The organism is Rhodoferax sp. PAMC 29310 (genome assembly GCF_017948265.1).
Lineage (GTDB): Bacteria > Pseudomonadota > Gammaproteobacteria > Burkholderiales > Burkholderiaceae_C > Rhodoferax.
Genome location: NZ_CP072852.1, coordinates 1,344,520 through 1,363,646, shown reverse-complemented (window position 1 = coordinate 1,363,646; position 19,127 = coordinate 1,344,520). Strand labels below are relative to the sequence as shown.

Annotated in this window: 16 protein-coding genes; 7 read left to right on the top strand and 9 right to left on the bottom strand. The window is 58.3% G+C overall.

Annotation, left to right across the window (positions count from 1 at the left end; all coding sequences use genetic code 11):
* Positions 1-63: 63 nt before the first annotated feature.
* Together J8G15_RS06185 and gabT are read right to left on the bottom strand one after the other, a co-directional pair.
* Positions 64-1,527, bottom strand: a complete 1,464-nt coding sequence (locus J8G15_RS06185; protein WP_210546648.1) for an NAD-dependent succinate-semialdehyde dehydrogenase — start codon at positions 1,525-1,527, stop codon at positions 64-66.
* A 13-nt stretch (positions 1,528-1,540) separates the two neighbouring features.
* Positions 1,541-2,848 (bottom strand): 4-aminobutyrate--2-oxoglutarate transaminase, encoded by a 1,308-nt coding sequence (gabT, locus tag J8G15_RS06180; RefSeq protein ID WP_210547487.1) that lies wholly within the window; start codon positions 2,846-2,848, stop codon positions 1,541-1,543.
* A 115-nt stretch (positions 2,849-2,963) separates the two neighbouring features.
* Here gabT and J8G15_RS06175 point away from each other — a divergent pair, with 115 nt between their 5' ends.
* Entirely contained in the window at positions 2,964-4,487 is a 1,524-nt protein-coding gene (locus tag J8G15_RS06175) for a PLP-dependent aminotransferase family protein (RefSeq protein WP_210546647.1), read from the top strand.
* A 326-nt stretch (positions 4,488-4,813) separates the two neighbouring features.
* On the opposite strand, the gene J8G15_RS06170 is transcribed toward J8G15_RS06175, so the two are convergent.
* The 4 genes from J8G15_RS06170 to xopAW all read right to left on the bottom strand — a co-directional run bounded on the left by J8G15_RS06170 (position 4,814) and on the right by xopAW (position 7,774).
* Entirely contained in the window at positions 4,814-4,972 is a 159-nt protein-coding gene (locus J8G15_RS06170; RefSeq protein WP_210546646.1) for a hypothetical protein, read from the bottom strand.
* A gap of 88 nt (positions 4,973-5,060) precedes the next feature.
* Entirely contained in the window at positions 5,061-5,321 is a 261-nt protein-coding gene (locus J8G15_RS06165) for a hypothetical protein (RefSeq protein ID WP_210546645.1), read from the bottom strand.
* A 184-nt stretch (positions 5,322-5,505) separates the two neighbouring features.
* Positions 5,506-6,735: an IS256 family transposase gene (locus J8G15_RS06160; RefSeq protein ID WP_210546644.1), complete on the bottom strand. Its 1,230-nt coding sequence runs from the start codon at positions 6,733-6,735 to the stop codon at positions 5,506-5,508.
* Between the two features lie 190 nt (positions 6,736-6,925).
* Positions 6,926-7,774, bottom strand: a complete 849-nt coding sequence (gene xopAW, locus J8G15_RS06155; protein WP_210546643.1) for an EF-hand domain-containing protein — start codon at positions 7,772-7,774, stop codon at positions 6,926-6,928.
* Positions 7,775-7,996: 222 nt separating this feature from the next.
* Here xopAW and J8G15_RS06150 point away from each other — a divergent pair, with 222 nt between their 5' ends.
* The 4 genes from J8G15_RS06150 to J8G15_RS06135 all read left to right on the top strand — a co-directional run bounded on the left by J8G15_RS06150 (position 7,997) and on the right by J8G15_RS06135 (position 11,071).
* Positions 7,997-8,713, top strand: a complete 717-nt coding sequence (locus J8G15_RS06150) for a response regulator (RefSeq protein WP_210546642.1) — start codon at positions 7,997-7,999, stop codon at positions 8,711-8,713.
* A gap of 11 nt (positions 8,714-8,724) precedes the next feature.
* Positions 8,725-9,735 (top strand): ATP-binding protein, encoded by a 1,011-nt coding sequence (locus tag J8G15_RS06145; RefSeq protein WP_210546641.1) that lies wholly within the window; start codon positions 8,725-8,727, stop codon positions 9,733-9,735.
* Between the two features lie 275 nt (positions 9,736-10,010).
* On the top strand, positions 10,011-10,481 hold the full coding sequence (locus J8G15_RS06140; RefSeq protein WP_210546640.1) for a helix-turn-helix domain-containing protein: 471 nt from the start codon (positions 10,011-10,013) through the stop codon (positions 10,479-10,481).
* An 8-nt stretch (positions 10,482-10,489) separates the two neighbouring features.
* Entirely contained in the window at positions 10,490-11,071 is a 582-nt protein-coding gene (locus tag J8G15_RS06135) for an RES family NAD+ phosphorylase (protein ID WP_210546639.1), read from the top strand.
* Positions 11,072-11,180: 109 nt separating this feature from the next.
* On the opposite strand, the gene J8G15_RS06130 is transcribed toward J8G15_RS06135, so the two are convergent.
* Complete coding sequence (locus J8G15_RS06130) at positions 11,181-13,370, bottom strand: transporter substrate-binding domain-containing protein (protein WP_210546638.1); 2,190 nt, start codon at positions 13,368-13,370, stop codon at positions 11,181-11,183.
* 124 nt (positions 13,371-13,494) lie between these two features.
* Positions 13,495-14,307, bottom strand: a complete 813-nt coding sequence (locus J8G15_RS06125; RefSeq protein ID WP_210546637.1) for a helix-turn-helix domain-containing protein — start codon at positions 14,305-14,307, stop codon at positions 13,495-13,497.
* Positions 14,308-14,401: 94 nt separating this feature from the next.
* Here J8G15_RS06125 and J8G15_RS06120 point away from each other — a divergent pair, with 94 nt between their 5' ends.
* Positions 14,402-15,628, top strand: a complete 1,227-nt coding sequence (locus J8G15_RS06120; protein WP_210546636.1) for an MFS transporter — start codon at positions 14,402-14,404, stop codon at positions 15,626-15,628.
* A gap of 26 nt (positions 15,629-15,654) precedes the next feature.
* A complete protein-coding gene (locus tag J8G15_RS06115; RefSeq protein WP_210546635.1) occupies positions 15,655-17,379 on the top strand; it encodes a thiamine pyrophosphate-binding protein in 1,725 nt (574 codons plus the stop codon).
* 110 nt (positions 17,380-17,489) lie between these two features.
* Here the strand turns inward: J8G15_RS06115 and J8G15_RS06110 are convergent, their stop codons facing one another.
* The gene (locus J8G15_RS06110; RefSeq protein ID WP_210546634.1) at positions 17,490-19,118 is read right to left on the bottom strand and encodes an ABC transporter substrate-binding protein; all 1,629 of its coding nucleotides are present in this window, start codon (positions 19,116-19,118) and stop codon (positions 17,490-17,492) included.
* Positions 19,119-19,127: the final 9 nt, after the last annotated feature.

The following is a 19,127-nucleotide window of genomic DNA, read 5'->3' as shown; positions in this document are numbered from 1 at the left end:
CAAACGCAGAGACCTGCATCTGTACGCCGGCAATGCCAAAAGTGGTCATGGATTCCTTTGTGTTCATTTGTCGAGGCCTGCCAGGCAAATATATTTAACTTCAAGAAAGTCATCGAGCCCGTACTTCGAGCCTTCGCGCCCTAGTCCTGACTGCTTGACACCTCCAAACGGTGCTTCCGCGGTGGAGATCAAACCGGTGTTCACGCCCACCATGCCCGACTCAAGTCGCTCGGCGACACGCATCACGCGTCCGATATCGCGGCTGTAGAAATAGGCCGCGAGGCCAAATTCGGTGTCGTTGGCAAGCTCAAGCACCTCCGCTTCCGTGTCAAAGGCGAAGATGGGGGCCAGCGGACCAAATGTCTCCTCGTTGGCCACCAGCATGTCGGCAGTGGCTCCCGACAGCACGGTCGGTTCAAAGAACTGTCCCCCAAGGGCGTGGCGCTTGCCACCTGTGAGCACCTTGCCACCCTTGGCGCGGGCGTCGGCAATATGCTCCTCGACCTTTGCGACGGCTTTTTCATCAATCAGCGGACCCTGGGTGACGCCAGCGTCAACGCCCGAGCCCACCTTGAGTCCATTGACCTTGGTCACCAGTTTGTCGGTGAAGGCCTGAAGCACGCCCTGCTGCACATAAATGCGGTTGGCGCAAACACATGTCTGGCCGGTATTGCGGTACTTGGAGACCATAACCCCGTCGACGGCTGCATCAAGGTCGGCGTCATCAAACACAATGAATGGAGCGTTGCCGCCCAACTCCAGTGACAGCTTTTTGACCGTGTCTGCACTTTGGAGCATCAGCAGGCGGCCAACCTCGGTGGAACCAGTGAAGCTGAGTTTGCGCACCAACCGGTTGCGGGTCATCTCGCCGCCGATCTTTGCGGCCGAACCGGTCACCACCGACAACAGGCCGCTGGGAACTCCCGCCCGCTCAGCCAGTAGCGCAAATGCGAGCGCGGAGAAGGGCGTTTGTGAAGCGGGCTTCACCACCATTGAGCAGCCGGCAGCCAGGGCCGGGCCTGCTTTTCTAGTCAACATGGCGGTTGGAAAGTTCCAGGGGGTAATAGCCGCGGTCGTACCGATCGGTTGTTTGATGGCCATGATGCGCCGGTCGCCTTGGGGAGCGGGAATGGTGTCACCGTAAACGCGCCGGGCCTCGTCCGAGAACCACTCTATGAAGGACGCGGCATAGACAATCTCGCCGCGAGCTTCCGCAAGCGGCTTGCCCTGCTCTGAAGTCATGATCAAGGCCAGGTCGTCCGCGTTGGCCAACATGAGGTCGTTGAGTCGACGCAAAATAGCGGCCCGCTCCTTGGCCGAGGCGTCGCGCCACAGGCGTTGTGCTGCATCCGCAGCCAGAATCGCACGTTCGGTTTCTGCGGCCCCGCAATTGGGCACAGTGCCGAGTTTCTTGCCGGTGGCTGGGTTGGTGACGTCAATGGTCGATGCATCGTCAGCATCAATCCACTTGCCCGCCACCAAGGCTTGCTGGATGAACAGGCTGTTGTCTTTTAGATTTAATGTCATGGAGATGTTCCAGTCAGTCTTGAAGCGCAGCGGTCAAAATCGCCAGGCCTTCTTCGAACACAGAGTCTTCGATGGTCAATGGATACAAGAAGCGCACGACATTGCCGTACACCCCGCAAGTGAGCAGCAGAAGCCCGGCGTCAAACGCGCGTTGTTGAACGCGCTTGGTGACGTCGGGGTCGGGTGTTCCGTCCGCCTTGGCGAACTCGATCGCGACCATCGAGCCCAGTCCGCGGACTTCTGAAATCGCGGGAACGGACGCGCGCAAAGATGCCAGATGAGTGGTGAGTTGCTGTCCCAGTCGCACAGCGCGGTCGCAAAGCTTTTCATCGGCAATGACGTCAAGCACTGCAAGCGCCGAGGCAATGGCAAGTGGGTTGGCCGCGTAGGTGCCACCCAAGCCGCCCGGCGCCGGGGCGTCCATGATCTCGGCGCGACCGCATACAGCAGACAGCGGCATGCCGCCCGCCAGGCTCTTGGCCAAGGTGATCAGGTCAGGCACCACCGTGTGGTGGTCCATTGCGAACATCTTGCCCGTACGTGCAAACCCGGTCTGGATCTCGTCAGCGATTAACAAGATGCCATGTTGGTCGCAGACCTTGCGTAAAGCCTCCATCAGGGCGCCCGGCATCACATAAAAACCGCCTTCACCTTGAATCGGCTCCAAGATGATGGCAGCTACCTGGGTCGGTTCAATGTCCGCTTTGAAGAGTTGCTCAATCGCGTTCAATGTGTCTTGCACCGACACGCCATGCAGATCTGTAGGCGCTGGAACGTGGTAAACGCTGGCCGGGAAAGGGCCGTAGCCAATTTTGTACGGGGCAACCTTGCCGGTCAGTGCCATGCCCATGTAGGTGCGCCCATGAAAGCCGCCGCTCAAGGCAATCACCCCGGGACGGCGGGTCGACGCCCGTGCGATTTTGATCGCGTTTTCGACTGCCTCTGCACCGGTGGTGAAAAATGCGGTCTTCTTGGCATGGGCTCCCGGCGTGATCTTGTTCAGTCGCTCCGCAAGGGTGACCACACTCTCGTAAGGCACGACTTGGTACGCCGTGTGCGTAAAACGGTCGAGCTGCTGTTGGATCGCCTCGACCAGGCGAGGGTGACGGTGGCCCGTGTTGAGCACGGCAATACCTGCGCCGAAGTCGATGTAGCGCTTGCCCTCGACATCCCACAGCTCTGCATTGAGTGCCCGCTCTGCATAAACGGAGAAACCAATGCCGACGCCTCTTGGCGTGGCAGCGATTCGCCGCGCGTCGATCTGGGAATTGGAGGCCCCAACAGGGGCAGATTTTTTCTTGGTGATGGGAAGCGTGGCCATGGTCATTGGGTTTCGCAAATGCGATCCTTGAAGTTGGTGTGGTTGTGTATAAATCATGCTAGATCAAAATTGGACCTAACATTAGAGCCAACTTGTTGATATGTTAAGAACCAATATGCCAGCTCAACTTGCCACTTCACAGCCATCACAGCCATCACAGCCATCACAGGCCGCTGCATTTCCAGATTTCGTACTGCGGCAGTTTGTTAGGCAGAGTGGGGAGCGGGACCACCGTCAGCTCTATCGCATCATTCAAACCGGCATTCGCGACGGCGTCCTGCCGGCTGGGCTCAAGCTTGCGCCCACGCGCGGTCTCGCTCAGTCGTTGGGGATTGCCCGCAATACGGTGGTGCACGTTTACGAGCAGTTGGGATTTGAGGGCTATGTGGAGGCGGGGGTCGGACGTGGTACCTACGTGTCGTCAGTCGGTGGACGATTGGCAGACCACGCGGCGTACCAAGGGCCACCCATGGCCCATGGGGGCGCCCCAACATTGTCCAGGCGCGGCAGCGAACTGGTCGACGGGGCCGGCGCAGGCCGACGCCAGTGGGGCGCGTTCACACCCGGTGTGCCCGAGGTGCGTCTGTTTCCAGCACGCATCTGGAGCAGGCTGCAGAGTCGCCTTTGGCGAAATATCACGCCGCAGCACTTGTGCTACTCCACTGGCGCCGGCGACGCGGACCTGCGTCGCGCGGTGGCCGAGTACCTGCAGGGCGCCCGCGGCGTCGTTTGCACGCCTGAGCAGGTCATTATTACGAGTGGAACGCAGCAATCACTGCACTTGATTGGCCAGTTGCTGGCTGACCCCGGTGACGCCATCTGGCTGGAAGACCCGGGTTATTGGGGAGCCCGCAGCGTGTTTCATGCTCTGGGGCTGAAGCTTGTGCCGGTTGATGTTGACGGGGAAGGTCTGGCACCCAGTGAAGCCCAATTGCGTGAACCGCCACGCGCCATGTTCGTCACGCCGTCGCACCAGTACCCGGTTGGCACACTAATGAGCCAAGGGCGTCGCCAGCAGTTGCTCGACTACGCTGCGGCCCATTCCATCTGGTTGATCGAAGACGACTATGACAGTGAGTTTCGTTATGGGGCATGGCCCGCACCCGCCTTGCAAGGGCTTGACCAACATGGTCGCGTGCTCTATCTCGGCACGTTTTCAAAAACCTTGTTTCCCGCGATACGCCTGGCCTATTTGGTTGTTCCGCCTGATTTGGCGGGGACTTTCGAGCGCGGATTGAACGAGTTGTATCGGGAGGGGCAGTTGCAACAACAGGCGGTCCTGGCTCGCTTTCTGTCCGAAGGGCACTATGCCAGTCACGTGCGAAAGATGCGCGGAGTCTACGGCGCGCGCCACGATGCATTGATCGCCGCCATCACGAGGAGCTTTGGCAGTCTGTTGCCGGTGATCGGCGGCGACGCGGGGCTTCACCTTGTATTGGGGTTGCCCAAGCGTGTGGATGATGTCGTGGCCTCGCGAAAGATCATGCGGGCCGGCGTTTCCACACGTCCTCTGTCGGAGTACTCCATCCGCCCAACCTCCGCTGCAAATGGATTGTTGCTTGGCTACGCCGCGGTGCCGGAAGATGAGATCAGGAGTAACTTTTCAATGTTGGCAAGCGTGGTCCAAAGCCTGCTTTGAGCAGACATTGCCTTGACGAGAGCCTTTGCTGGGCAGCGTGAAACAGGTGAGGGCGAGCAAAAACTGGCGTGCGCCCAAGCCTGCGGCTAGCACCACCAGCAGAAAGAGCCGGTGGTCTAAGCGAGTGGCGGTGTGTTCAGCGCCGATGGCTGAAAAATCGACAAAGCTGCGCCAGTTCGAGGGGCAAAGAACCCGATGTGTTTGATTCGGGTGAAGCAGGAGTAGCTTTTTTGGACCTGCGCGAGTGACGGTGAGCTGGTAGTTTTCTCCGCATACAAGGTGCCAAATAGACCCAAATTGAATTGAATTGAATTGAAGTGGCTCAACTAATGCCGCGCCATTTGAAGTTGCCAAACGAAGCGTCCCATCACCACCCGTTGGGTGGCTGGGGCGGTGGGGGCATGGTCAGTCGGCGCCAATGTGAGCATGACGCCCTTCAATGGTCGGTAGCCGTGGGCGTCGGAAAAGCGAATCTTGTGGTTCACCTAGGCCACCACGTTAGCGCTGTGCTTGCGCAATTCAGTCAATGACAGCTGACCATCGCCAGTTCCAATGTGGTCCGCTCACTGGCAGTCACAACACCATGTAGGCTCCGTGACACACCAGATTGATGGTGCCACGTTGCGCCGGCATCAGATGAGCGTGCGACGCTGACAACGCAGCGCACCACAGGATGGCAAGGGCGATCAGCTGGCGCATGGATTGGCAATGAATTCCAACCTGACGAAACCGTGTTGAAGGTGTGGCGGTGCCAGTCACTCGGCGCAAAGGCTTGGCGCGTAAAAAAAAGGGGCAGATCAACCGCTCATACAGTTCGCAAAGGAACGCGCTCATGGCACTGCATGAAGGGTTGATCAAGTCTCAACAGGAGAAAACACCGATCGACAAGTGGCGAAAGGGGAGTTCGGCGGCATTTCCGGTTGGCAATCAGTGTTGTTGAAAGCCAGAACCGATGATGATTGGGAAATGTGTGGTAAAAAATGAGGGTGTCCCGAATTTTGTGTAAACGGCGGTTAAGTTAGACGCGCGGCATGCGCTCGTCAAACTGAATGGTAAAGCGGTTCAGAGCAGCCTTCCAATCCCGAATCGGCATCGTCCATTTCTGGCTGATGTTGTTCAGTGCCAGATAGAACAGCTTGAACACTGCGTCCTCAGTTGGGAACGAGCCGCGGGTCTTGGTTATTTTGCGCAGGCTCATGTTCACGGACTCAATGGCGTTGGTCGTGTAAATCACTTTTCGGATGTCTGGCGGGTATTCAAAGAACGGTATCAAGCGTGTCCAGTTGCGCCGCCAGGAGCGCCCAATCGGAGCGAAGGAATCGTCCCATTTGACCTCGAATGCCGTGAGTTGTCGCTCAGCTTCGGATTCAGTGGGCGCAGCGTAAATCAGCCGCAAATCCGCGGCGACTTCCTTGCGCTGTTTCCACCCCACGAAGTTCAGGCTGTGACGCACCATGTGAACAATGCAAAGCTGCACCGTCGCCTTGGGGAAGACTGCCTCAATGGCGTCAGGGAAACCTTTGAGCCCATCTACGCAGGCGATAAAGATGTCAGCCACGCCCCGATTCTTCAGTTCAGTCACCACCTGCAGCCAGAACTTGGCCCCTTCGGTTTGGGCCATCCACAGGCCCAGTACCTCTTTGAGGCCGTCCAGGTTGACGCCAATGGCCAAGTACAGGGCCTTGACCCGCACAGTACCGTTGTCGCGCACCTTGACGTGAATGCAGTCCATGTAGACGATGGGGTACAGCGCCTCCAAGGGGCGCGACTGCCAGGCTTTGACCTCGTCCATGACGGCGTCGGTCACGGATGAAATCAGGGCAGGAGACACTTCGGCGCCGTACATCTCCTGCAGATGGCCTTGAATCTCGCGTACCGTCATGCCTCGGGCATACAGCGACAGTATCTTGTCGTCAAAGCCGCTCCAGCGGGTCTGGTGTTTGCCAATCAGTTGGGGCTCGAAGGTGCCGGCGCGGTCACGGGGGATTTCTATGGGTAGCTGGCCAAAATCGCCTTTGAGCGTTTTCTTGCTGCACCCGTTGCGGGTGTTGCCCGCTTCATTGGCAACCAACTGGTTCTTGCCGTGACCCAGGTGGCCGGTCAATTCGGCTTGCAAAGCTCGCTCGACCAAGGCTTTGGTGAGCTGCGTCAAGAGGCCATTCTGGCCAATCAGGTCTTCGGGCTTTTTGTAGTCGGCCAACAGGGCGTCAATCAGCTCGGCGGGTAAGGGTTTCATCTCTACGGTCATCTCGGCTCCATGCAAGACAGCAGTTTCCTGCCAAATAACCGTTTACACAAAACTTCTTACACCCTCTAAAAAATGACAGGGCGCAATCCCTGTGTAAAGACGATGCCGACAGGCCACGGCAAGTCAACCGTTCAAACAGGGTGTGGAGCCATGGACTCTAGTCCTTGCATGAACGTTTGATCAAGTCTCATCAGGCCGTAACGCTCAACGAAGACTCGCTGCCGGACTGGGCCCAACTAGCCGCAATTTGGTCGTACAGGGTTTTGGCCAGTTTGGCCATATCCACACTGGAGCTGCTGCTGGTGCTTTCGGTTGCCGTCTGGGTCAACTCACCGATCAGGCGCTCGGCTTCAGACACCGTGCCGTCCTGGTTCAGGTCCAGTGAGTCATAGGTGGTGGTGCTACTGGAGGCCGACTCACTGCGTCCGCCACCGGGTGGTGGGGGAGGTGACCTACCAGCGCCTGGCGGCCGTGTGCCGCTGCTTGCCTGGGCCTGGGTCGGCGGTGCGCCAGCGTCAAACTCAGCCTGGGTCAGGCTGCCGTCGCCATCAGAGTCAAGATGCGCGAACATCTCGTCGGTGCTGGCGGCGCTTGTCTGACCTGGTCCTGGGCCTTGTGACGCCTTCTGGGTCATCAGATTCAGCATTTCGTCTTTGCTCAAGGTACCGCTTCCGTCCGCATCCAGTTTGGCGAATTTTTCGGCGCCGCTTTCACTGCTCTGGCTGCTGCGTGACTGCGCAAACTCCATGGTGGATGGAGGCTGCAAGATACTGGCCATGCCTTCGGCCAGTTCGTCCGACGACAGGCTGCCGTCGCCGTTGCCATCCATCTTGCTGAACAGCTCCGACGTTTTGGTACTGCTGCTGACGCCGGTTTTGCTGGCGACATCGTCCAACAAACCTTGCAATTCGGTTTGGTTGACGCCGCCACTGCTGTCGGCGTCCACTTTGGCGAACATTTTGGCCTGCATCTGGCTCCGGTTGGCGCTCATCTGGGCCCAGGCCGAGCTGGACTCACTGACTGCACTGAGGGTGCTCATGGTTGTTCCTTTCAAGTTCAGAGTTGCGAGGTGCCTCCCCAAACCGACGGCAGGAGGGGCAAGTCCATTTTGGGGAAGCCCTGTCAACCCAGTTTGTCGGCTTTGTACCGATGCGGATACGAAGACTGGATTGATCGACTGAATTGCGGGGTAAGCCCCTTGCTGTGCTCGCTTTAGTTTGCGGATGTGCCTTCTAAACTGCCTTGGCTTGACGAATTTAATATGCCAAACCCAGCCCACATTTTGATTGTTGATGACGACGAGGGCATCACCTCGTTGATGGCGGACTACCTGTCTCGCTTTGGTTTTGTGACCCATATCGCCGGTGATGGTGTGGCCATGCGAAAGCAGTTGGCAGCCCATCCCATTGATTTGGTCGTGCTGGACTTGATGCTGCCGGGCGACGACAGTTTGACGCTGGTGCGTGAGGTGCGCGAGCGCTCTTTGCTGCCCGTCATCATGTTGACGGCGCGCTCCAACCCCTATGACCGTGTGTTGGGTCTGGAATCGGGTGCCGATGACTACATGAGTAAGCCGTTTGAGCCCCGAGAACTGGTTGCCCGAATTCAATCGGTGTTGCGTCGGGCCACCCACCAAAACGAGGGCGCCAGTCAATATAGCCGAAGCGATGTGATTCATTTTGACGGTTGGACGCTGCACCGGGATGATCGCTGTCTGACATCGCCCACCGGGTTGGTCGTGGCCCTGTCCAACGCCGAATACCGACTTCTCACTACCTTTTTGCAGACACCCAGACGACTGTTTAGCCGCGACCAGCTGATGGAGCAGGCACTGGGGCGGTCCATGGAGGTGTTTGAGCGCAGCATTGACTTGCTGGTGTCGCGCTTGCGCCAAAAACTGGCCGACGACTCTGGCGAGCCCCAAATGATCCGAACCGTGCGGGGGGCGGGCTATATTTTCAACGTTCAGTCCGTGTAAGGTCGCGCAGCATGGGGCGCTTAGGCGTGACCTGGTTGCGCCGGTTTTGGCCCACAAGCCTGTTTGGGCGGTTGGCCTTGCTGTTGTTTGTCATGGGCTTGCTCAGCCATGCCCTGGGTTTAACGGTGCTGTTTGAGTTGCGTCCCGAACATGGGCCACTCGGGCCGCCACCACCGCCCGGGCCGCCACCGCTGAACCATCCGGGTCAATGGATCGATATTTCGGTTCGTCTGGCGGCTTTGACCGTTGCAGCCTGGATTGGCGCGCGTTGGTTGTCCCGCCCCATGCAAAGTCTGGCGCGAGCAGCCCAAGGTTTGGGTGCTGATTTGCGGCGCCCCCTGCTGGCCGAAGAAGGGCCTGACGAATGCCGCGCCACCATTCGGGTTTTCAACCAAATGCAGGGGCGCATTGGCCAGCAAATGGCGGACCGCGACCGGTTTGTGGCTGCGGTGTCGCATGATTTGCGCACGCCTTTGACCCGGCTGGCCTTGCGGGTGGAACGCCTGCCAGACGCAGCAGACCGCCAGCAGTTTGCGCAAGACATTCAGGAAATGAACGCCATGATCGCCGGCACGCTGGACTACCTGCGTGGCGCGGTGGATCCCGAGCCGCGAGTTCGGCTAGATGTGACTTCGCTCTTCGAGAGTCTGGTCGATGACCAACGAGACTGTGGACACGAGGTTGAATTCAGTGGCCAGGCCGGTAGTCTGCTGGCCCAGCCTTCATCGCTGCGGCGCCGTGTTGATAACTTGGTGTCTAACGCTGTGCGCTACGGCGGGGTCGCACACGTGGTGCTGCGGGACGCACCTGACCAGGTGACGATTGAGGTGCACGATAACGGCCCCGGCATACCACCGCAGGAGTTGGACAAGATGTTGGCCCCGTTCTATCGGGTTGAAGCCTCACGCAATCGCAATAGCGGTGGCGTGGGTTTGGGCTTGTCGATTGCGCTGGAAATTGCCCTGCGCCACGGTGAACAAGGCGGGCTGGTGGCGACATTGACACTGCTGCGCCGCCATTGAGGTAGCGCTAAAGTTCACCCGGACGCCATCGATACTTAGTTGCTATAGTTATGATAGCTGCTTGCGCTTATTGGATGGGGAGTAGACACTCTTTCTAGTTATTTTTTTGCCGCTGACGGTTGTGGCCACGCAAGCATATCTTTGATTGCAGCGAAGTTATCAAACTTAACGAGATTGCTGAAAATAACGAATTGAACTAAAATACTTGTGAAATCTGCTGAACGCAGTGCCCGCCATTGGAGCCACCGCGCCTACGCAGAGTCGGAAAGGTATTGATGAACACACTGACGATTCCCTCAACATTTGTGCGGGACACCACTGCGCCGCGCCGTACGTCCACAGACAACCCTTATGCCAGCGCGGCCCAGACGCAGGCTTTGCTGCAGTCGGGCGCGCAATACCGGCGTGAGCGCATGGACGCAGCCGACATGATTTCCACCGATGAGGCCGCTGAACTGGCAGGCACCAGCCGAGTGACGATCAATGCCTGGATCAAAGCGGGGCGCTGCATTGGCGTGGCCCATTTGCGCCGGGGTTTCAAGCTGCCGCGCTGGCAGTTTGAGCCCGCCATTTGGCCTATGCTTCAGCCCTTGGCCAAGGCTTTGGGCCGTTCGGATGGGTGGCAGTTGCTGGCGTTTCTGGAATCGCCTGCGCCCGCGCTGGACGGCCAAACACCCCGTGCCGCGCTGGAGCAGGGCGTGACGCCCGAGCGCATGTTGGCTCTGGCCACCGCTGAGGCGCACTGACCTGCGCCATGAATTTTCAAGACCTGCAACCGCCAATTCTTGAACTCGCCGCCCCCCACACCTGGCACCGCGTGCAGCGCAGCCGGGCGCGCAGCGGCAGTGTTCGAATCAAGGGTTATGTGTTGGCGCCCACGGGCGGGCTGACTGGGCGTTTTGATTTAGCGGACGAGCCGATTGCCTATGTGGCGGACTCTGCTGAGACCGCTCTGTATGAGTCAGTATTTCGCCGCGAGGTGCGCAGCTGCCACTGGGACCGCTTGACGGAGCGCAGCCTGTTGACGTTCGAGACTCGCGCTAACTTGCGGCTGGTGGATTTGCGCGGCTTGGAGGAGCGTTACCCGGTGCTGCAGTCGATGCGCTACGAGACCAGCCAGGCGTTTGCCCACGATTGTCGAGCGCAGGGCTTGCACGGCATTCTTTACGCCTCGGCCCAGCACCCGCACCATGGCTGCGTGTGTTTGTTCAAAGCGGGCATTGAACACTCCAAAAAGCTGGGGTCATGGCCGCTCGTGGAGCCTGGCACGGACCACCTGCTGAAGTCGGTGGTGAATGCCGCGCGCGGATCTCAAGTGCCGCTGATTCAGGGCTAGTGCTGCTCAGATTTCGCTATTGTTAACGGAGCTACCCCTGCACTTTTTGTAAGGGCTACAGACTGATTTCTCTTAAAAATAGTCTGCCTGGGAAAACAAGTTCAAAGTCCTAACTCGGCTGGTGAGTCGAAGACGCCGACCACGCTTCAGGAGGGGAGTCTGAGCGGTGGTTTGTAGCTTCAAGCTTGGCCTCATACATGCGGGCATCGGCAATGGCCATGCAGGCCTCCAGCGCGTCCTGGCTGCCGCGTCGCATCGCGAACCCAACGGCAGCAGTGGCGTGTAATGTTTCTCCCATGACCGTGTGACCTTGTTGCTGGCACTGCACATGCAGCGCCCGTACCTGGCGGTCCATTTCCTCGGCAGTGGTGTCGTCGACGACGACCAGGAACTCATCTCCACCCAGCCGAAAGCAGGCGGCCTGTGGAAACACGGTGCGAATCGCCTTGGCGTACAAGACCAATATGGCGTCGCCGGCCGCATGACCATAGGCGTCATTCACGAGTTTGAGGTTATTCAAGTCAGCAATCAACACCGCCTGAGGGTAGATGCCAGTTTGCAGCGATGAGCGTGTGTGGCTGAAGTAGTTGCGGTTGTGAAAGCCGGTCAATGCGTCGGTGTACAGCAAGTGCTCACGTTGTTCAAGCAATAACGTCTGATTCTTTTGCGCCGCAAGGGAGCGAACGACTTTGATGGTCACCAGCAAAACGGCAATTAGAGCCGCGGCCAGGCCGGCGGCGATCAGTGCCAGTCGCTGGCTTTTTTCATTTTTTAAGGTGGGCACACTTTGGATGCCGGCGTATTTGATCTCTTCAAAATTCACCAGTGACATGGCTTTGTCCATGATGGAGGCCAACTCAGGCTTTTGCTTGTTGACGCCGAAGTAAACAAATGAGTCCTTCGACGTGCTGCCGCGTTTCACGACATCGGTGTAGCCCAACCCGTTGATATAGAACTCCACCACAGTTGGATTTTCAATGGTGTAGTCGACCTTGCCCTCGCGAAGCAGTTTGAGCGACTCCATGATGCTGGCTGTGGTGACAATTTTGGCGTCTCGCAGGTTCTTTTGAAGATGCTCCACATGCCAGAATCCATCAATGACCGCGACACGTTTTCCCTCAAGCCCATACACATCTTGCACTGCCGGGCTGGTTTTAAGCCCAACGATGATGTCACGCTCGGTGCTGATCGCACGTGGGTATAGGAAGTACGCCAACCGGTCGTCGGTTTTGGCGATATTGAGCACGTCAATTTCACCCGCCTGGGCTTGTTTGTAGACTGTAGCGAATGGTCCGCTAACCACGGTGAACTGGATGCCGCTGATCTCGGTGATGCGTTTTAGCATTTCGCCAGCAATACCCCGGTACTCGCCGTCCTGATAGAGGTCAAAGGGCAGGTAGTCTTCTGCCACCCCGACGACCGCCTTGCCCTTGTTGTCCAGCCAGGCCAGTTCGGCAGCCGTCAACCGCATGATCTTCAGGTTGTAGCTGCGCTCGGCATCACGAGCCAATGACGCAATTCTGGCCGTGTTTTCATCAATGTAGCGGTTGATAATTTCGCCCAGCATGGCGCGATCTTTCATCACGGCAAAGGTCATGTCGGAGGTGATGGCGGGTAGCCTAGCCGCCAATGCGATGTCGGGGAAGCTGAACAAAATTTCTTTCTCAATACCGCCGCCAGCGGCCACGAAGCCATCCACTGTGCCAGCCCGCAAGGCCGCCAAAGCCTGATTATTGGTGTCAAAGTCCATCGCCTGGAAGTGAATGTTTCGGTAGGTATCGGGGAGTTGCTGGCGAACAAAGTCGTTGGTGATGAAGCCGACTTTTTTGCCATCGAGATCCCCCAAGGTCTGGATTGAAGAGTCTTTGCGGGCCAGCACAACGTAAGGGTAGCGCTGAGCCGCTCGGGTGAAGACCATGGTGCGTTGGCGCTCTGGGGTGGGGTTGGCACCATACAGAATATCAATTTTTCCGCGCACAAAACCACTGTAGGCACCATCCCAGTCCGCCATATCGGTCTTTGCAAAGCGCAGTCCGAGTGTGGCTTGCATGTCTTTGAGCAGGTTGGGCAACAGGCCGACACGCTGGCCTCGAAACTCAAAATCATCCATGCCCGCATAAGGATCAAAGCCGACGGTGAAAACCTTGTCTCCTTGTGCTTGGATCCAGCGGGTCTGAGCTGGCGTGAGTATGAGTGAGGCAGCGCTGGCCCCGAACGTTGTCAGTGCCACTAGGGCGCCCACCATCAACGCTAGGCGGCATCGCCTTAGTCGAGTACAAAACTCAAATAAAACCAACATGGTTCAGTCATCTCCAAGTGCGCTGGTCCGGCCAGCGAATACATCGGCTTGCCATCGCTGAGGGCGCCTCCGCTTTGGCAATTTGCTATTTTTGCTATTCAATTGATAGCTGCCTACGCAAATTTTACGGGCGCAGCGTGTTTTTAAGCTGGAAATAGCTAGGTGATTGTCCTAGTGCGGACTTGAACATGGCAGAGAACGCACTGTCACTGGCATAGCCGCTTGCCGCAGCCACTTCACTGACGGGGGTGCCGCACGCCAGCATGGGCAGGGCGTGGGCGAGCACAGCTTGCAGGCGCCACTGCTGAAAGGTGGTGGCCAACTCGGTTCGAAACAGGCGCGCCACCGTGCGTTCGCTGGCTCCCGTGTCCACCGCCCACTGCGCCAGGGTAGCGCAACGCCCGGGGGCCTGCAGCACCGATTCGCACAGGGCGCGCAAGCGTTTGTCACGGGGCAGCGGCACGCCCAGCGACTGGGTGCCGGCATGGGTGATTTCATGCAGGGTCAGCGCCATCAGGGCGTCGTCGCGTGCTGAGGGCGTGGAGGCCTCCAGCGCCCGAATGAGTTCGCGCATGAGACTGGACACCACCATGACGCGGCAGCCTTGCCAGCCCCGTGGCGTCGCGCTGGGGTCCAGATACACCGTTCGCAGTTCGGTGGCTTCCAGCACCGTGACCGCGTGGCGGGCGCCAGGGGGAATCCACACCGCCCGGGATGGCGGCAGGATGAAGGTGGTTTCCCGGTCGCCCTCACTGGCCGTCACCTGAATCAAGCCGTGCGCGCAGTAGGCCAATTGCGCCCAGGGGTGAAAGTGCGGCTCGAAGTGGGCGTCCACCGCGAGCGCGCGGGTGCGACTGCGTACAGGGCGCTGTCGTGTAGGGGCAACCGGGTCGGTGTCGCCAATCGGTTCAGGGGTTAGCGCATGGCGGCGTTTCATGGGGGCGTGTGTCGTGGAAGGCTTGGCAGTATTTCACTAATTATTGTCTATTTGTCGGATAGTGCACGCACGAACCAGCCCGTACCATCACCGCATGACCTCAGCTTCCTTTTCTCCCTCTGCGAGCGTGCCCCTCCAGCAGGACGCGGCCATCATTGGCCTAGTCGGTTTGGCGCATGGCAGTTCTCACTTTGCTCACTTGCTACTGCCCTTGATGTTTCCGGTTTTCATGATTGAGTTTGGACTGAGTTTTTCGGAGTTGGGTTTGTTAATGACCACGTTTTTTGTGGTGTCAGGCCTGGGACAGGCGAGTGCCGGTTTTCTGGTGGACCATGTGGGCGCAAGACCTTTGCTCTTTGTGGCGCTGGGCATTTTTGTGGTGGCCTGTGGCTTGGCCTCGATGGTGACTGGCTACAGTGGCTTGATTAGCGTGGCGGCCTTGGCCGGTTTGGGCAATGCCACCTTTCACCCAGTGGACTTCACGATATTGAACCAGCGCGTGTCGGCACCTCGGTTGGGGCATGCCTTTAGCGCGCATGGGCTCACGGGTAATTTAGGCTGGGCTGCCGCGCCGGTGTTCATGGCTGGCATCACCAGCCTTTACAACTGGCGCGCCGCCTATGTTGCGGCGGCGCTCATGTATGTGGCGATTTTTGTGTTGCTGTATCTGCACCGAGACAAGCTCAGCACGCAAGCGGTTCAGCACCCGGCCAGTGGGCCAACCGAGCACAGTATGGCGTTCATGAAGTTACCGGTGGTGTGGTGGTGTTTCAGCTTTTTCTTGCTGTCGACCATGACATTGGCGGTGATTCAGAGTTTTTCCGTGTCCATTTTGAAAGCCATGCACGGCATCAGCTTTGAGGCGGCCACGCTGACGCTGACTGCCTACATGCTGTGTGGCGCGGTGGGCATGTTTGTGGGTGGGTTTATTGCGGCCCGTGCGGCCAACAGCGACCGTGTGGTAGCCGTGGCCATGACAGCCGGTGCGCTGCTGCTTGCGTTGTGCGGCACCGGTCTGTTTGGCGCCACCGGCACCATGGTGGTGCTTGCGGCCACGGGCTTCGCGGTGGGCATTGGTGGGCCGTCGCGCGACATGATGATTAAGAAAGCAACGCCCAAGGGTGCAACCGGGCGGGTGTATGGCATGGTGTATTCCGGTCTGGACGTGGGTTTTGCCATTTCCCCCGTGTTGTTTGGCGTTTTCATGGACCGGGGCTGGTACGGCGCGACCTTGCTGGGCGCGGCACTGGTATTGCTACTGAGTGTTGTGGCCGCGTTGGGCGTGGGCCTTCGCACGGCGGGCCGAGCGAAGACTGCTTAAAACCGATTTGACATAAGGAAGAAGACATGACAACAAAGATTGCTGGCCACTTGTTGGTCGAGTGCTTGATGGCTCAGGGCGTGACGCACGCGTTTGGGGTTCCGGGTGAGAGTTATCTGGCGGTGCTGGACGGGTTTCACCTGCACCAGAAAGACATCAAGTTCATCATCAACCGGCAAGAGGGCGGTGCCGCCTTTATGGCCGAGGCGCATGGCAAGCTGACCGGGCGCCCTGGTGTCTGTTTTGTGACCCGAGGGCCGGGTGCAACCAATGCCTCCATTGGGGTGCACACCGCGTTCCAGGACTCGACTCCGATGGTTCTGTTTGTCGGTGACGTGGCCAGCGACACGCGAGACCGCGAGGCCTTTCAGGAGGTGGATTACCAAAGTTTCTTTGGCCCCAGCACCAAAGGCTTCGCCAAACGGGTGGAACGTATTGACGATGCGCGGCGTATTCCGGAATACGTGGCCCGCGCCTTTGCCACCGCCATGAATGGTCGACCGGGCCCGGTGGTGCTGGTGTTGCCCGAAGACATGTTGACACAGGCCGTGGTTCCCCACCCGGTGACTGGTGTGGTGCCCGCTGCCTTGCCGCGTGTCAATGCGGTTGAGGCCTGGAGTGACCCCGGCGCCCTGCGCACCCTGCGTGAGATGCTATTGAAAGCAGAGCGGCCCTTTGTTATTGCTGGCGGCGGTGGCTGGACGGTGCAGGCAGCGCAGGCATTGCAGCGCTTTGCCGAAAACTGGAAGCTGCCGGTGGGCAACGCCTTCCGGTTTCAAGATACCTTTGACAACCACCACCCCTTGTATGCCGGTGACGTGGGCATTGGCATCAACCCTAAACTGGCGGCTCGCATCAAAGACAGCGACTTGGTGATCGCTATCGGGCCTCGTCTTGGTGAGATGACTACTGGAGGCTACACGCTGCTGGAAGCGCCTCGGCCCAAGCAAAAGCTGGTGCACATTCACGCCTGTGCCGAGGAGTTGAACCGTGTCTACATGGCTGACTTGGCCATTAACGCGACCATGAACGCCGCCGCTCGCTCGCTGGAGGTGTTGACTGCGCCGGTCACCCTGCCGTGGGAGGGCTTGGCCGAAGAGGCCCATGCCGACTACGTTGCCAACTTGGTGCCACAGGCGCTGCCAGGTGACATTGACATGCCCGCCATCGTTGCCACCTTGCAAAAGCACCTGCCCGAGGATGTGGTGCTGACCAACGGCGCAGGTAATTTCGCCAGCTGGATTCACCGCTTTTACGTCCACCACGGCTTGGTCAAAGGCCATAAAACCCAATTGGCGCCGACCAATGGAGCCATGGGCTATGGCGTGCCGGCAGGGATCGCGGCGGCCATCACGACGGGCCGACTCGCGTTCACGATTGCCGGCGACGGGGACTTTTTAATGAACGGCCAAGAGCTGGCCACGGCGACCCAATACGGCGCAAAAACGATTGTGGTGCTGCTGAACAACAGCATGTTTGGCACGATTCGCATGCACCAGGAGCGCGAGTACCCACGGCACACCACGGGGACTCAGCTGAAGAACCCGGACTTTTCCGCCCTGGCCAATGCCTACGGTTATGTGGGAGTTCGCATTACTCGCACCGAAGAGTTCGAGCCTGCTTTGCTGGCCGCTCTGGCACGGGAAGAGGGCAGTTTGATCGAGGTGATGTTGGACCCGGAGGTCATCAGCACCCGCGGTACTTTGAGTGCGGTGACTGACGCGGCCTTGCTTCGACTGAAAACGGCGTAGTTGCTATTGATTAAGTAGCGATATGTCCATACGTTTATTGCGGCTGAGACATAAATTGCATATAAAAAAAGGCCGGTTACCCGGCCTTTTTTGATCACCTTGTCAGGCGTTTATTTCATGTCTACACCGTAGAAGGTGTGACGACCAAATGGGCTCAATTTGAAGTCAATGACTTCATTGCGCACGGGCTTCAATTGCACCGCGTGAGCGATGGTGAACCAAGGCGCTTGCTCCTTGAAAATCACCTGGGCTTTTTCGTATAGCTTGGTACGCTCAGCCATATTGGTCACGACCTTGGCCTTTTGGACCAACTCTTCAAACTTCGGATCACAGAACTTGGCCACGTTCGAGCCATTGGATTTGGCTGATGTGCAACCGAGCAGGGTGTTCAGGAAGTTGTCTGGATCTCCGTTGTCACCCGTCCAACCCAGCATGCCCATCTGGTGCTCGCCCGCTTGCATTCGCTTGCGGTACTCGCCCCACTCAAAGCTCTTGATCTCGGCCTTGATGCCAACTTTGGCCAGATCCGCTTGCATCAACTCGGCAATGCGCTTGGCGTTGGGGTTGTAGGGACGCTGAACAGGCATGGCCCACAGGTCCGTTGCAAAACCGTCAGGCAAGCCTGCTGCAGCCAGCAATTTTTTGGCAGCAGCCGGATCAAACGCGTCGTCCTTGATGGACTTGTTGTAAGACCACATGGTCGGTGGAATTGGGTTGGTGGCAGGAATGCCGGTGCCCAGATAAACCGCATCCACAATGGCTTGCTTGTTGATAGCCATGTTCACTGCTTTGCGAACGCGCACATCGTCAAACGGCTTCTTGGTGGTGTTGTAGGCCAGGTAACCGACGTTTAAGCCAGGCTGCTCCAGAATCGTGACACTGCTGTCCTTCTTCATGGCGGGCAGGTCGGCCGGGTTGGGGTAGGGCATGACATGGCACTCGCCCTTTTGCAGCTTGGCCCAGCGGACCGATGCGTCAGGGGTGATGGCGAAGATCAGGTCATCAATCTTGGCTTTTCCGGCCCAGTACTGTGGGAAGGCCTTGTAGCGAATGATGGCATCTTTTTGGTACTGAACCAGCATGAAAGGACCGGTGCCCACTGGCTCCTGGTCGATCTTCTCAGGCGTGCCGGCTTTCAGCATGGCGATCGCGTACTCTTTGGACTGAACGCCCGCCCATTGCATCGCCATGTTGGCCAGGAAGGGTGCCTCAGGCTTGGTCAAGGTGAACTTGACGGTGTGCTCGTCGACCTTGTCCACACTCTTTAGCAACTTGGGCATGCCCATGTCGCCAAAGTAGGCGTGGTTGGAGCTGGTGACTTTGAAGTAGGGGTCGTTCTCAACCCACTGACGCTCAATCATGAACATCACGTCATCCGCGTTGAAGTCGCGGCTGGGTTTGAAGTTCTTGTTGGACTGCCATTTCACGCCCTTGCGCAGCTTGAAGGTGTACTCCAGGCCATCAGGCGAAACCGTCCAGCTCTCGGCCAGGCCGGGGACGACCTTGGTGCCACCGCGCTCAAATTTGACGATGTTGTCGTAGATCTGTTCGCTGGCATCAAACGACGTACCGGTGGTGTTGACGCCAGGGTAGAAGTTTTCCGGACTGCCTTCCGAACAATAAACCAGCGTCTTGGCGGACGCAGGGGCCAGCGCCATCAGCGCGGGCAAGGCCAGCGCGCAAAGCACCGTGGGCTTGATGGCTAGTTTTCGTCGAAAGATTGACTTGGATTGTGTCATCTGGTGGAC